This is a genomic window from Leisingera caerulea DSM 24564, assembly GCF_000473325.1.
GTDB classification, from domain to species: Bacteria; Pseudomonadota; Alphaproteobacteria; order Rhodobacterales; family Rhodobacteraceae; genus Leisingera; species Leisingera caerulea.
This window is the reverse complement of the sequence record NZ_AXBI01000021.1, coordinates 1-13226: the sequence shown is the minus strand read 5'-3', so window position 1 is coordinate 13226 and position 13226 is coordinate 1. Positions and strand designations below refer to the sequence as shown.

Below are 13226 nucleotides of genomic sequence, written 5' to 3'. Positions count from 1 at the left end.
GGGATCAGGACGGCAGCGAATCCAGCAGGGCGCGGGTCTCCGGCATCCGCTGCAGGCTGGCGGTGATGCGGGCGCGCCAGGCCGGGCCGCGCTCCATCGCGGTCTCGTAGGCCTCGGCCAGGTCGTCGGGGCGCTCGGCGTGCAGAACCTCGATCAGGAAGGCGGCCTGGGCCCGGTCCTTGCGCGATTTCAGTTCGTCGGCGCCGCCGCGGCGGCGGTCGGCGACGATCAGCTTGTGGATGGCAAAGCGTTCGGGCCGGGGGATCTGGATCAGCACGCCGGAGCGGTAGAGCAGGGGGGCCTGCAGCGGTTCGGCAATCAGGTAATTGAGGAAATGCAGGCTTTGGGCGCTGACGCCGAGGGCAGGCAGGTCGCGCAGGCCCTCCTGATCGCTGAAGGAGGGGGTGAGGAATTCCACGAGGGTGCGGCGGTCGGTCTGCCGCCAGCGCCAGACCTGGCCTTTTTCGGTGGAGGGCAGGGGGTCGAACTTCAGCTCCGAGAAGACGTCGGCCAGGGGGGCGTCGACGCTGTCCTGCAGCACCAGCGAGAGCCGCTCGAAGCTGGCGATGTCGATGTCGTCGGTCATTGCCGCCTGGTCGAAGGTGATGCGCACGCCCAGCTCGCCCTCGTAGCAGCGGAAGGCCTGGGTGCCGACCAGAGTGCCGCCCAGCCGGAACACCCCGGCGCGGGCCATCGCAGAGATCACCTGGCCGCTGCCGGCATCCGCCATCAGGTAGCCCTCGGCGCGCAGGGTGCGCATCAGGCGGGCGCGCTCGCGGCCGGCCTGTTTCTCGGCCTCGGCGATGGGTTTTTGGCGCTCCAGCCGGCTGCGCAGCTCGGGCGTGTCCTCGCCGATGTAGCGGTCCACGGTTTCGGTGCCGATCCGGTAGTGGTCGTACCAGTAGCGCTTGCGGCCGATGGTCTTGAGCTTGGGGGCGCCGCGCAGGCCGGAGACGGCGCTGTCCTTGAGCGAGCGCAGAAGGTCGGTCCAGGCGGCGGTGCCTGCGGCGGAGTGGTGCTGGATCACGGGGCTACCCCACAGAAAAATCTTTGTGGGGTATGTATATCCGGTTTTCCTGCCCTACAAAATATTTTTTGCGGGGTAAGGGGTGGCAGGGACAACCGGGGCCGGTGAGTCCGCGATCTGCGGCAATTGTCTTGGGGTTTGCGGCGCGGGGCGCTATACAATTGCACCATGACAATCTGGTATCCCGATCCCGCTTCGCTGGCCACGCCGCTGCACACCAGCCTGGCCGCCGCCATCGCCAAGGCCATCTCAGACGGGCGGCTGCCCAAGGGCACCCAGCTGCCGACCCACCGCAAAATGGCGGAGGAGCTGGGGCTGAGCGTTCACACCGTCAGCAAGGCCTATGAAAGCCTGCGGCGGCAGCGGCTGATTGACGGCCAAGTCGGGCGCGGCAGCTATGTGCTGGACCCGGATACCTCGAACGACCAGCCGTTCCAGCTGAGTTCGGAGAAGGGCGGAGGCTTTGATCTGTCAATCTCGCGCCCGCTGTTTTCGCAGCAGCACGCGGAACGGTTCGAGCAGGCGCTGAAGGAACTGCCGGAGGCGCTGGATCCGAGCTATTACCTGTCCTGCCGCCCCAACGTCGGCCATGACGCGCACCGCGCCGCCGGGGCGGAGTGGCTGAAGGTCTGCGGGCTGGAGGTGCCCGCGGAGCGGATCATAATGACCAATGGCGTGAGCCACGGCATGTCGGCGGCGCTGTCGGCGCTGACCCGGCCCGGCGATACGGTGGTATCGGACAAGATCACCCATCACCTGCTGGTGTCGGGCTGTTCCTACCTGGGGCTGAACCTGGCCGGGCTGGAGACGGATGCCGGCGGCATCCTGCCGGAGGCGCTGGAGCGGTATTGCCGGGAGCAGTCGCCCAAGGTACTGTTTTTGCTGCCGTCCCTGGCCAACTCCACCGCCGGGATGATGCCGGAAGAGCGCCGCCGGGCGCTGGTGGGGATTGCCCGCAAATATGACCTGCACATCATCGAAAACGATGCCTTCGGGCCGGTGGCGGCGGACCGCCCGGTGCCGGTTTCGGCGCTGGCGCCGGAGCGGTCGATTTACCTGACGACCTTTACCAAATGCACTGTGTCGGGGCTGCGCGCGGGCTATCTGGCGGCACCAGAGCATCTGCTGCCTGCGCTGACCGGGCGGATTGTGGTGTTCGGCTGGATGGCAACGCCCCTGATGTGCGAGCTGGCCACCCGCTGGGTGCAGGACGGCACCGCGCTGGAACTGGCAGAGTGGCAGCGCCGGGCGCTGGCGGAGCGGTATGCCATTGCCGAAGATGTGCTGCAGGGCTGGCGCTGGCAGGGCCATCCCTCGGCGCTGCACCTGTGGCTGCCGCTGACCGAGGGCTGGACCACCGCCAGCTTTGTCTCCTACGCGCAGGAGCTGAAGGTGGCAGTGGCACCGGATGCGCCGTTCCTGCCCCCCAAGACCCCGCCGCAGAACGCGGTGCGGGTGTCGCTGGGCAGCGTGCAGGACCAGGACCGGTTCCGCCAGGCGCTGGAGCTGATCGGCGGCATGCTGGGCCGCCCGCCGGAGGGGATTGCGCCCTTCACATACTGATTGTCCTGCAACAATAAAAAAATTGACATGCAGTACAATTCCTCTCAAGTCTGTCGCAGCGGTGCGCAGGCACCGGTGAGACTTGGGAGGAAATCATGGCTCAGACAGTCACATTCAGCTTCGCGGCCCTGGCGGCTGCGGGGATTGCCCTGGCGGGCAGCGCGGCGCAAGCGGACACTTGGCGGTACGCCTTTGAGGAGGCGATGACCGATGTGCAGGGCGTCTATGCGCAGAAGTTCAAGGAAGAGATCGAGGCGAACTCGGATCACGAGATCCAGCTGTTCCCCTATGGCACGCTGGGCGAATCCGCCGACATCATGGAGCAGACCCAGGACGGCATCCTGCAGTTCGTCGACCAGTCGCCGGGCTTTACCGGTTCCTTGATTCCCGAGGCGCAAGTGTTCTTTGTGCCGTATCTGCTGCCGACCGATCAGGATCACCTGGCGCGCTTCTATAAGGAGAGCAAGGCGATCAACGACATGTTCAAGCCGCTCTATGCCGATCAGGGGCTGGAGCTGCTGAACATGTTCCCCGAGGGCGAAGTGGCGATGACCACCAAGACACCGGTGACCACCTGCGCCGATCTGGACGAGGTGAAGTTCCGGGTGATGACCAACCCCTTGCTGGTCGAAAGCTACAAGGCCTTTGGCGCCACCCCGACGCCGCTGCCCTGGGGCGAGGTGTACGGCGGTTTGCAGACCAATGTGATCCAGGGGCAGGAGAACCCGACGTTCTTCCTGTACTCGACCAAGATTTATGAGGTCACCGATTACATCACCTATGCGGGCCATAACAATTTCACCACCGCGGTGATGGCCAACAAGGAATTCTATGACGGCCTGAGCCCGGAGGATCAGCAGCTGGTGCAGAACGCGGCGCAGGCGGCCTATGACCACACTGTGGTGTACCAGCAGGAAGCGGCAGAGACCGAGCTGGCCAAGATCATGGAGGCCAAGCCTGAGATGAAGGTGACGGTGCTGACCGACGAGCAGCGCAGCTGCTTCAAGGAGGCGGCGGCAGAGGTCGAGGCCAAGTTCATCGAGATGACCGGCGACAGCGGCGCCGCGATCCTGGAACAGATGAAGGCAGACCTGGCGGCCACCGCCAACTGACGCCTGCGATGCAACTGCTGCTGAGCGGGTGCCGCCCGCTCAGCCAGCCGCAGACCTTGGGAGGAAGGAATGCACCAGACACATGAGTCCGCGCTGCCCGGTTTCCTGGGGGTGATCGACAGCGCCATCAGCCGCACCGAGTCGTTCCTGCTGGCGGCGGGTGTTCTGCTGATGGCGGCCAATACCGTAGCCAATGTGGTGGGGCGGTTCGTGCTGGGCAATTCCATCTTCTTCACCGAAGAGCTGAACCGGATCCTGATCATCTTGATCACCTTTGCCGGCATCAGCTATGCGGCGCGCAATGCCCGCCATATCCGGATGTCGGCGATCTATGACCTGCTGCCGCCGCATCTGCGCAAGGTGATGGTGGTGGTGATTTCGGTGATTACCGCCGGGTTCATGTTCCTGCTGTGCTTTTACGCGGTGAAATACATCGGCTCGCAGGCGTCGCGCGGGCGGGTGCTGCCGGCGCTGCAAATCCCGGTCTGGGTGATCCTGGTCTGGGTGCCTGCGGGGTTCTTCATGACCGGTGCCCAGTACCTGCTGACCGCGGTGCGCAATCTGACGTCCTCCGGCATCTACCTCTCGACCCATGTGCAAGAGGGGTACGAGGACGCGGAAGAAATCGAAATCTGAGGACGGACCCATGGCTGCAACTATTTTCCTGACCATGATTGTCCTGCTGCTGCTGGGCTTTCCGATGATGATCCCGCTGATTGCCGGCGCGTTCATCGGCTTCTTGATGCTGTTCGGCGATCTGGCCCGGACCGAGACCATGGTGCAGCAGATGCTGGCCGGCATCCGGCCTGCGTCGCTGATTGCGGTGCCGATGTTCATCTTTGCTGCCGACATCATGACCCGGGGCCAGTCGGCCGGGCGGCTGATCAATGTGGTGATGGCCTATATGGGGCATATCCGCGGCGGGCTGGCGATTTCGACCGCGGCGGCCTGCACCATGTTCGGCGCAGTGTCGGGGTCGACCCAGGCGACGGTGGTGGCGATCGGCTCGCCCCTGCGCCCGCGGATGCTGCAGGCGGGGTACAAGGACAGCTTTGTGCTGGCGCTGATCGTCAATGCCAGCGACATTGCGTTCCTGATCCCGCCCTCCATCGGCATGATCATCTATGGCGTGGTGTCCAGCACCTCGATTGCCGAGCTGTTCATTGCGGGCATCGGTCCCGGCCTGCTGATCCTGCTGCTGTTTTCGGCCTACGCCTACATCTATGCGGTGCGCAACAACGTCCCGACCGAGCCCAAGGCGACCTGGGCCGAGCGGTTTCAGACCATGCGGCAGGCGCTGTGGCCGATGGGGTTTCCGGTGATCATCATCGGCGGCATCTATGGCGGCGTGTTCAGCCCGACCGAGGCGGCGGCGGCCTGTGTGCTTTATGCGCTGATCCTGGAGGTGCTGGTGTTCCGCTCGATGGCGCTGGCGGATGTCTATGAAACCGCCAAGTCCACCGGGTTGATCACCGCCATAGTGTTCATTCTGGTGGGGGCAGGGGCGGCGTTTTCCTGGGTGATCTCATTCGCGCAGGTGCCGCAGCAGATCCTGGGGGCCATCGGCATCGCTGAAATGGGCGCCATCGGGGTGCTGTTCGTGATCTCCATCGCGTTCTTCATCGGCTGCATGTTTGTCGATCCCATCGTGGTGATCCTGGTGCTGGTGCCGGTGTTTGCGCCGGTGGTGAAAACCGTCGGCATCGACCCGGTGCTGGTCGGCACCATCATCACCCTGCAGGTCGCAATCGGGTCGGCCACGCCGCCCTTCGGCTGCGATATCTTCACCGCGATTGCCGTTTTCAAGCGTCCCTATGCCGAGGTGGTGCGCGGCACGCCGCCCTTCATCCTGATGCTGCTGGGCGTGTCGGTGGCGCTGATCTTCTTCCCGCAGATTGCGCTGTTCCTGCGCGACCTGGCCTTTGCCAAGTAAGGAGGCGCGGCGATGTTCACATCTATTCTGGTGCCCTTTGACGGCTCCCAAGGGGCGGAGGCCGCGCTGGCCAAGGCGGCGGAACTGGCGCAGCTGTGCGGCGCGGAACTGACCCTGCTGACGGTCTATCGCCATCATTCGCTGCTGGAGGCCTCGATGCATATGGTGCGCCCGGATCAGCCGGATGATCTGGACGAGATCATGCGCGGCCACGCCAGACAGGTGGCCGAGCGCGGCAAGGCGCTGGCGGCAGAGGGGGGCGTTCCAAACCCCCGCGCCTTTGTCAAAGCCGGGCCGGTGGCGCGCACCATCACAAGCTTTGCCAGGGAGCACGGCAACGATCTGATCGTGATCGGCAGCCGCGGCCTTGGCTCGCTGGAGGGGGTGCTTCTGGGCAGTGTCTCCCACAAGGTGACAAGCCTGGCGGAAACCCCGGTTCTTGTTGTTTAGGAAAGCAGAAATGGCCCTTGATATCCATGCCACGCCCTCGCGTGTTCCGGCCCGGCTGGACGACCGCCCCGTGAAGAAACGGATCGCGCTGGTGGCGCTGGCGACCGACCACACGTCCGAGCGCGACTTTGCCCGGATCTGCGACCCGGACCGGGTCGGCGTCTATGTGAACCGGATCGAATTCGAGAACCCGACCACCCGGGAAACACTGCTGCAGACCGGCCCGCGGCTGGCTGAGGCCGCAGCACAGATCCTGCCGGGCGAAGCGGTGGATGTTGTGGCCTATGGCTGCACCGCGGCCTCGATCGTTTTGGGCAATGATGCGGTCGCCCGCTACCTGAACACGGCCAAGCCGGGCGCGCCTTGCGTCACCCCCAGCTCTGCCGCGTTTGATGCGTTTGTGGCATTGGGGGCCGGGCGGGTGTCGCTGCTGACCCCCTACAGCCCGGCCGTCACCGATGAGATGGCGCAGTATTTCGCCGCGCATGGCCCGGAGGTGGTGAGTGCCGCCTGTTTCGGGCTGACCGACGACCGCCAGATGGCGCGGATTTCCGAGGACAGCATCATCGAGGCCGGCATTGCCGCCTGCGATGCGGGCGCAGATGCGCTGTTTTTGTCCTGCACCGCGCTGCGGGCGGCACCTTGCGTGCAGCGGATCGAGGACCGGCTGGGCAAGCCGGTTGTCAGCTCGAACCAGGCGATGGTCTGGCGCTGCCTGCGGCTGGCCGGGATCAGCGATGCGGTGCCGGGCTATGGCCGGTTGTTTGAACTCTAACAAGACAAGACAGGTCCAATGACTGAGAAAATCACCCTTCGGGACAGCTATCAGGCCCGGGCGCGGATTGCCGGGCGGATCCGGCGGACGGCGCTCGTTGACTCCCCCTCGCTGAGTGCGCGGTGCGGCGGGCAGATCGCGCTGAAGCTGGAAAGCAGCCAGATCACCGGCAGTTTCAAGCTGCGCGGCGCCACCAATGCGGTGCTGTCGCTGAGCGAGGAACAGCGCGCAGCGGGGGTTGTTGGCGTCTCCACCGGCAACCACGGGCGCGGGCTGGCCTATGCGGCGGCGCAGGCCGGGGTGCGCTGCATCATCTGCATGTCGGAGCTGGTGCCGCAGAACAAGGTCGAGGGCATCAAATCCCACGGAGCCGAGGTGCGGATCACGGGCCGCTCGCAGGATGATGCGCAGGTGGAGGTGGACCGGCTGGTGGCGGAGGGCATGACCATGCTGCCGCCATTCGATCACCGCGCCATCATTGCGGGCCAAAGCACCGTGGCGCTGGAAATGCTGGAGCAGGCGCCGGATCTGGAGACCGTACTGGTGCCCTTGTCGGGCGGCGGGCTGATTTCCGGCGTGGCAATGGTGATGAAGGCGGCAAATCCGGCGATCCGGGTGATTGGCGTCAGCATGGAGCGCGGGGCTGCGATGTATGAATGCCTGCAGGCCGGCAAGCCGGTGCAGGTGGAGGAGCTGCCGACGCTGGCGGATTCCCTGGGCGGTGGCATCGGGCTGGACAACGCCTATACCTTTGAGATGACAAAGGCATTCGTCGATGATGTGGTGCTGGTCTCCGAAGCGGAGATCGCGGCCGCCATCCGCCATGCCTATTTCGAGGAACGCCAGGTGATCGAAGGCTCCGGCAGTGTCGGCATTGCCGCCCTGCTGGCGGGCAGGATCGAAAACCCGGGCCGCTGCGCGGTGCTGGTCAGCGGTCAGAACATAGACATGGCGCTGCACAAGCGGATCATTGATGGTGAAGATGTGGACGTGGCGGCGGAGACCGGGGGAGGCGCGGATGCCTGACATCAGGATTCTGACCGAAGCGGAGCTGCGCGGGCTGGTGCCGCTGGAAAGCGATGCCGTGGACTGTGTGGAGCAGGGCTTTACCACGCTGGCGGGCGGCGGGGTGGAGATGCCGCCGATCATGACGCTGCTGGTCCCGGACCATAACGGCGAGGTCTGCGTGAAGACCGCCTATGTGCCGGGGATCGACAGCTTTGCCATGAAGATGAGCCCGGGGTTTTTCGACAACCCCAAGCTTGGGCTGCCCAGCACCACGGGTCTGATGGTGGTGTTTTCCAGCAAGACCGGCCTTTTGGAGGCGCTGCTTCTGGACAATGGCTACCTCACCGATGTGCGCACCGCCGCCGCCGGAGCAGTCGCCGCACGCCATCTGGCGCGGGAGGATGCGGCGCATGTGTGCATCATTGGGGCGGGCGTGCAGGCGCGGATGCAACTGAAGGCGATGACCCTGGTGCGCGACATCGAAAGCGCCGTCATCTGGGCGCGGGACAGCGCCAAGGCAGAGGCCGCTGCCGCCGGTTTGCGCGACGACCTGGGGATTGAAATCTCTGTCAGCAGCGATATCGCACAGGCCGTCTCCTCGGCCGGTATTGTCGTCACCACAACTCCCGCGGCCGAGCCTGTAATCAAGGCAGACTGGCTGCAGCCGGGGCAGCTGGTCATCGCCATGGGATCGGACCAGGAGCACAAGTGCGAGCTGGAGCCCGCTTGCCTGGTCAAGGCGGACCTTTATGTGCCCGACAGCCAGGCGCAATGCGCCGTCAAGGGCGAGCTGCGCAGCGCCATCGCTGCCGGGCTGATCGCCGGGGATCAGAGCTTTGCTGAATTGGGCGGGATCACCGCAGGCCAGGCCGCCGGGCGCCGGTCGGACAGTGATCTGATCATTGCCGATCTGACCGGCACCGGTGTGCAGGACACCGCCATCGCAACCCTTGCAGGCTCCCGCGCTGATGCGGCGGGTGTCGGCGCCACTTTCACCAGCTGATCAACCAGGAACCACGCATATGGCAGACCCCAAGCTGTATTTCTCCCGCGCTGAATATCAGGCGCGTCTGGACAAGACCCGGGCCGAAATGTCCCGCCGCGGGCTTGATCTTCTGATCGTCACCGATCCGTCGAACATGAACTGGCTGACCGGCTATGACGGCTGGTCCTTCTATGTGCATCAATGCGTTGTCGTCGCAATGGACGGCGAGCCGCTTTGGTATGGCCGCGGCCAGGATGCCAACGGGGCGCTGCGCACCTGCTACATGAACCCGGCCAGTATCATCGGCTATCCGGACCACTACGTGCAGTCGACCGAGCGGCACCCGATGGATTACCTGTCGGCGCAGCTGAAGGACCGCGGGCTGGACGGCGGTAATATCGGCGTCGAGATGGACAACTACTATTTCACTGCCGCCGCCTATGCGTCGCTGCAAAAGCACCTGCCGGATGCGCGGTTCGGCGATGCCAACGCGCTGGTCAACTGGCAGCGGGCGGTGAAATCCGAGGCCGAGCTGGCGTATATGCGGCAGGCGGGGCAGATCGTCGGGCGGATGCACCAGCGTATTTTCGACAAGGTCGAGCCGGGGATGCGCAAATGCGATCTGGTGGCCGATATCTATGACGCGGGCCTGCGCTATGACGCGGGGCTTGGCTTTGGCGGCGATTATCCCGCCATCGTGCCGCTGCTGCCCTCGGGCGCGGATGCCGCCGCGCCGCATCTGACCTGGGACGACCTGCCGATGAAATCCGGCGAGGGCACGTTTTTTGAGATCGCGGGCGTGGTGCACCGCTACCACTGCCCGCTGTCGCGCACCGTGTTCCTGGGCAAACCGACGCAGACTTTCCTGGATGCGGAAAAGGCGGTGCTGGAGGGGATGGAGGCCGGGCTGGAAGTCGCGAAGGCCGGCAACACCTGCGAGGACATTGCCAAGGCGTTTTTCAAGGTGCTGAAGACATACGGCATCGAGAAGGACAACCGCACCGGCTATCCGATCGGGGTCAGCTACCCGCCGGATTGGGGCGAGCGCACCATGTCGCTGCGGGCGGGTGACACCACCGTCTTGCAGGAAAATATGACGTTCCACTTCATGACCGGCCTCTGGATGGAGGACTGGGGATTTGAGATCACCGAAAGCATCCGCATCGGGGCAAACGGGCCGGAGTGCCTGTCCGATGTGCCGCGCAAAATGTTCGTGAAGGACTGAGCCATGAAGCCAAATCCGATTTCCCCCACCATTCCGCTGGATCAGGACGGGGTGCACCACGGCTATCTGAAGCTGCCCTACAGCCGCGATGACTCGGCCTGGGGCTCGGTTATGATTCCGCTGACGGTGATCAAGAACGGCGCGGGGCCGACCGCGCTGCTGACGGGCGCCAACCACGGCGATGAATACGAAGGCCCGATTGCGCTGCAAGAACTGGCCGCCACCACCAAGGCCGAGGATGTGACCGGCCGGCTGATCATCGTGCCGGCCTTCAACTACCCGGCGTTCCGCGCGGGCACCCGCACCTCGCCCATCGACAGGGGCAATATGAACCGGTCGTTTCCGGGGCGCCCGGACGGCACCGTGACCGAGAAGATCGCCGATTACTTCCAGCGCACGCTGCTGCCGATGGCGGATCTGGCGGTGGATTTCCATTCCGGCGGCAAGACGTTGGATTTCGTGCCTTTTGCCGCCGCGCATATCCTGGAAGATAAGGCCACGCAGGAGGCATGCTTTGCCGCGATGAAGGCGTTCAACGCGCCCTATTCGGTGGAGCTGTTGGAGATCGACAGCGCGGGTATGTATGACACCGCGGTGGAGCAGATGGGCAAGGTGCTGGTCACGACGGAACTCGGCGGTGGCGGATCGTCCACCGCGCGGGGCAATGCGATTGCCAAGAAGGGGCTGCGCAATGTGCTGATCCATGCGGGCATGCTGCAAGGGCAGATGCAACTGGACGAAACCGTCCGCCTCTCGATGCCGGACGATGACTGTTTTCTGTTCAGCGAAGGCGACGGGCTGTTCGAGATCATGGCCGATCTGGGGGCGCCGGTGGCAATGGGCGATCTGGTCGCCCGGGTCTGGCCGCTGGACCGCACCGGCCAGCCGCCGGTGGAATACCGTGCCCGCCGCACGGGGCTGGTGATCAGCCGCCACTTCCCCGGCCTGATCAAATCCGGCGACTGCGTTGCGGTTGTCGGCGTCTCCGGCGCCTGATAGGGCGGAAGACATGCAACTGGACCAGCGCGACCTCGACATTCTGCGCGTGCTCTCGACCGAGGGGCGCATCACCAAGGCCGCGCTGGCCGACCGGATCGGCCTGTCGCCGACGCCCTGCTGGGACCGGCTGAAGAAGCTGGAGCAGGCGGGGCTGATCGAGGGCTACGGCGCCCGCATCAACCTGCGTAAACTGGCCCCGCATGTGACGGTGTTTGTTGCCGCGGAAATCGCCGACCACACCGCCGCCAGCTTCCGCGCGTTTGAGGCCGCGATGCAGCGCTATGACGAGGTCACCGCATGCTGGGCGCTGGGGGGCGGGTTTGACTACCTGTTGCAGATCGTCACCCGCGACATCGACGCCTATCAGCGGCTGATCGACGAAATGCTGGACGCCCGCATCGGCCTTTCCCGCTATTTCACCTATGTGGTGACCAAGCCGGTGAAGGGCGCGGGCGCGCCGCCGCTGGATGTTCTGCTGGGGCAGGGGTAAACCCCGCGCCAGAGCACCTGGCTGGCAGCTGTTTCTTCTGCGCGGCACCTGAACTTCAGTCACTTCCTCTGCTGCGGACAGGCACACTCCTCTGCAAGACGTGAGGAGGACAATCATGACAGAGACCACTCTCTCTGCCCGTGCGGACATTGCCGACAAGGCGCTGGTACGCTCTTTTTCCTACATAAACGGAGGTGGTGCGCCGCGGGCAACGGTGAGACCTTTCCGGTCAGCGACCCCGCCGATGGCGCCGAACTGGGCCATGTGGCGAGCCTTTCGGCAGAGGAATCCTCTGCGGCGGTGGATGCGGCGCAGGCGGCGTTTGCGGGCTGGGCGGGGATGCTGCCGCAGCAGCGCGCGGCCATCCTGCGGCGCTGGTATGAGCTGCAGCTGGAGCATAAGGAAGACCTCGCCCGCATCATGGTGCTGGAACAGGGCAAACCGCTGTCGGAGGCGCGCGGCGAGATCGACTATGGCGCGGCCTTTGTGGAGTTCTATGCCGAGGAGGCCAAACGCCCCAATATCGAAGGCGTGACCAGCCATCTGCCGGACGCCGAGGTGGAGCTGTGGCGCGAGCCGGTGGGGGTGGCGGCGCTGATCACGCCGTGGAACTTCCCCTCCGCCATGCTGACCCGCAAGGCTGCCGCCGCGCTGGCGGCGGGCTGCACCGTGGTGGCGCATCCGTCGGGCGAGACGCCGTTCAGCGCGCTGGCGCTGGCGGAGCTGGCAGAGCGCGCGGGCTTTCCGCCGGGGGTGTTCAACGTGGTGACGGGCAAGGCCTCCACCGTGGTGGAGCCTTGGACCGCCGACCCGCGGGTGCGGGCGCTGTCCTTCACCGGCTCCACCGAGGTGGGCAAGCTTTTGTACCGCCAGTCCGCCGGCACGGTGAAGCGGCTGGTGATGGAGCTGGGCGGCCACGCGCCGGTGATCGTCTTCAAGGGCTGCGATCTGAACAAGGCCGTCAGCGAAACCATCAAGGCGAAATTCGCAACCTCCGGCCAGGATTGCCTGGGCGCCAACCGGATCCTGGTGGAGCGGGCGGTGTATGCCGAGTTCTGCGCCAGGTTCACCAAGGCCGCGCAAGCGCTGACCCTTGGCCGGGGGATGGAGGATTACGATCTGGGACCGCTGATGAATGAAAAGGCGGTGCAGAAGCAGGAGGAGCATGTGGCGGATGCGCTGGCCAAGGGCGCAACGCTGGCCTGCGGCGGCAAGCGGCACTCGTTGGGGCCGCTGTTTTATGAGCCGACGGTGCTGACCGATGTGCCCGCTGATGCGCGGATCATGTCGGAGGAGACATTCGGCCCTGTTGCCCCTGTCACCCCCTTCGACAGTGAGGAGGAGGCCGTCGCCCGCGCCAACGACAGCGAATACGGGCTGGTGGCCTATGTCCACAGCCACGACCCGCGCCGCATCTACCGCCTCAGCCGGGCGCTGCAATACGGTATGGTGGCGGTGAACCGCACCAAGGTGACCGGCGCGCCGATCCCGTTCGGCGGCACCAAACAGTCCGGCCTGGGCCGCGAAGGCGCGCGGCTGGGCATGGAGGAGTTCACCGAGGTCAAATACGTCTGCCGCGACTGGGCGTGACGGACAAAAATCTTCGAAGATTTTTGCCAAGAGTTTTCAAAAACTCTTGGCTGCAGAACGCAAACGGAA

Annotated in this window: 12 protein-coding genes and 1 pseudogene; 12 read left to right on the top strand and 1 reads right to left on the bottom strand. The window is 65.0% G+C overall.

The window, feature by feature from the left end; all coding sequences use genetic code 11:
* Positions 1 to 4 precede the first annotated feature (4 nt).
* Positions 5 to 1027 carry a nucleotidyltransferase family protein gene (locus CAER_RS0106640; protein WP_027234610.1) on the bottom strand — a complete coding sequence of 341 codons (1023 nt, stop codon included), beginning with the start codon at positions 1025 to 1027 and terminating at the stop codon, positions 5 to 7.
* Positions 1028 to 1195: 168 nt separating this feature from the next.
* Here CAER_RS0106640 and ehuR point away from each other — a divergent pair, with 168 nt between their 5' ends.
* The 12 genes and pseudogenes from ehuR (at position 1196) to CAER_RS27735 (ending at position 13157) form a co-directional block, all read left to right on the top strand.
* Positions 1196 to 2590: a MocR-like ectoine utilization transcription factor EhuR gene (gene ehuR, locus CAER_RS0106635; RefSeq protein ID WP_027234609.1), complete on the top strand. Its 1395-nt coding sequence runs from the start codon at positions 1196 to 1198 to the stop codon at positions 2588 to 2590.
* Positions 2591 to 2685: 95 nt separating this feature from the next.
* Positions 2686 to 3702, top strand: coding sequence for a TRAP transporter substrate-binding protein (locus CAER_RS0106630; protein ID WP_027234608.1), 1017 nt, complete (start codon positions 2686 to 2688; stop codon positions 3700 to 3702).
* Between the two features lie 69 nt (positions 3703 to 3771).
* Positions 3772 to 4338, top strand: coding sequence for a TRAP transporter small permease (locus CAER_RS0106625; protein ID WP_027234607.1), 567 nt, complete (start codon positions 3772 to 3774; stop codon positions 4336 to 4338).
* A gap of 10 nt (positions 4339 to 4348) precedes the next feature.
* A complete protein-coding gene (locus CAER_RS0106620) occupies positions 4349 to 5635 on the top strand; it encodes a TRAP transporter large permease (protein WP_027234606.1) in 1287 nt (428 codons plus the stop codon).
* A 12-nt stretch (positions 5636 to 5647) separates the two neighbouring features.
* Complete coding sequence (locus CAER_RS0106615; RefSeq protein WP_027234605.1) at positions 5648 to 6085, top strand: universal stress protein; 438 nt, start codon at positions 5648 to 5650, stop codon at positions 6083 to 6085.
* A 10-nt stretch (positions 6086 to 6095) separates the two neighbouring features.
* Positions 6096 to 6860 (top strand): ectoine utilization protein EutA, encoded by a 765-nt coding sequence (eutA, locus tag CAER_RS0106610; protein WP_027234604.1) that lies wholly within the window; start codon positions 6096 to 6098, stop codon positions 6858 to 6860.
* 18 nt (positions 6861 to 6878) lie between these two features.
* Positions 6879 to 7886, top strand: coding sequence for a hydroxyectoine utilization dehydratase EutB (gene eutB / locus CAER_RS0106605; RefSeq protein WP_027234603.1), 1008 nt, complete (start codon positions 6879 to 6881; stop codon positions 7884 to 7886).
* Positions 7879 to 8871, top strand: coding sequence for an ectoine utilization protein EutC (gene eutC / locus CAER_RS0106600; RefSeq protein ID WP_027234602.1), 993 nt, complete (start codon positions 7879 to 7881; stop codon positions 8869 to 8871). Before eutB ends, eutC begins: the two co-directional genes overlap by 8 nt.
* 19 nt (positions 8872 to 8890) lie before the next feature.
* A complete protein-coding gene (gene doeA, locus CAER_RS0106595; protein WP_027234601.1) occupies positions 8891 to 10078 on the top strand; it encodes an ectoine hydrolase DoeA in 1188 nt (395 codons plus the stop codon).
* 3 nt (positions 10079 to 10081) lie between these two features.
* Positions 10082 to 11074 carry a N(2)-acetyl-L-2,4-diaminobutanoate deacetylase DoeB gene (doeB, locus tag CAER_RS0106590; protein ID WP_027234600.1) on the top strand — a complete coding sequence of 331 codons (993 nt, stop codon included), beginning with the start codon at positions 10082 to 10084 and terminating at the stop codon, positions 11072 to 11074.
* A gap of 13 nt (positions 11075 to 11087) precedes the next feature.
* Positions 11088 to 11567 carry an Lrp/AsnC family transcriptional regulator gene (locus tag CAER_RS0106585; RefSeq protein WP_027234599.1) on the top strand — a complete coding sequence of 160 codons (480 nt, stop codon included), beginning with the start codon at positions 11088 to 11090 and terminating at the stop codon, positions 11565 to 11567.
* Between the two features lie 115 nt (positions 11568 to 11682).
* Positions 11683 to 13157: pseudogene (locus CAER_RS27735) on the top strand (NAD-dependent succinate-semialdehyde dehydrogenase).
* Positions 13158 to 13226: the final 69 nt, after the last annotated feature.

Excerpts from the sequence above, each read along its gene's own strand:
- ehuR (WP_027234609.1), top strand. The coding sequence starts at position 1,196 with ATGACAATCTGGTATCCCGATCCCGCTTCGCTGGCCACGCCGCTGCAC.
- CAER_RS0106630 (WP_027234608.1), top strand. The coding sequence starts at position 2,686 with ATGGCTCAGACAGTCACATTCAGCTTCGCGGCCCTGGCGGCTGCGGGG.
- CAER_RS0106625 (WP_027234607.1), top strand. The coding sequence starts at position 3,772 with ATGCACCAGACACATGAGTCCGCGCTGCCCGGTTTCCTGGGGGTGATC.
- CAER_RS0106620 (WP_027234606.1), top strand. The coding sequence starts at position 4,349 with ATGGCTGCAACTATTTTCCTGACCATGATTGTCCTGCTGCTGCTGGGC.
- CAER_RS0106615 (WP_027234605.1), top strand. The coding sequence starts at position 5,648 with ATGTTCACATCTATTCTGGTGCCCTTTGACGGCTCCCAAGGGGCGGAG.
- eutA (WP_027234604.1), top strand. The coding sequence starts at position 6,096 with ATGGCCCTTGATATCCATGCCACGCCCTCGCGTGTTCCGGCCCGGCTG.
- eutB (WP_027234603.1), top strand. The coding sequence starts at position 6,879 with ATGACTGAGAAAATCACCCTTCGGGACAGCTATCAGGCCCGGGCGCGG.
- eutC (WP_027234602.1), top strand. The coding sequence starts at position 7,879 with ATGCCTGACATCAGGATTCTGACCGAAGCGGAGCTGCGCGGGCTGGTG.
- doeA (WP_027234601.1), top strand. The coding sequence starts at position 8,891 with ATGGCAGACCCCAAGCTGTATTTCTCCCGCGCTGAATATCAGGCGCGT.
- doeB (WP_027234600.1), top strand. The coding sequence starts at position 10,082 with ATGAAGCCAAATCCGATTTCCCCCACCATTCCGCTGGATCAGGACGGG.
- CAER_RS0106585 (WP_027234599.1), top strand. The coding sequence starts at position 11,088 with ATGCAACTGGACCAGCGCGACCTCGACATTCTGCGCGTGCTCTCGACC.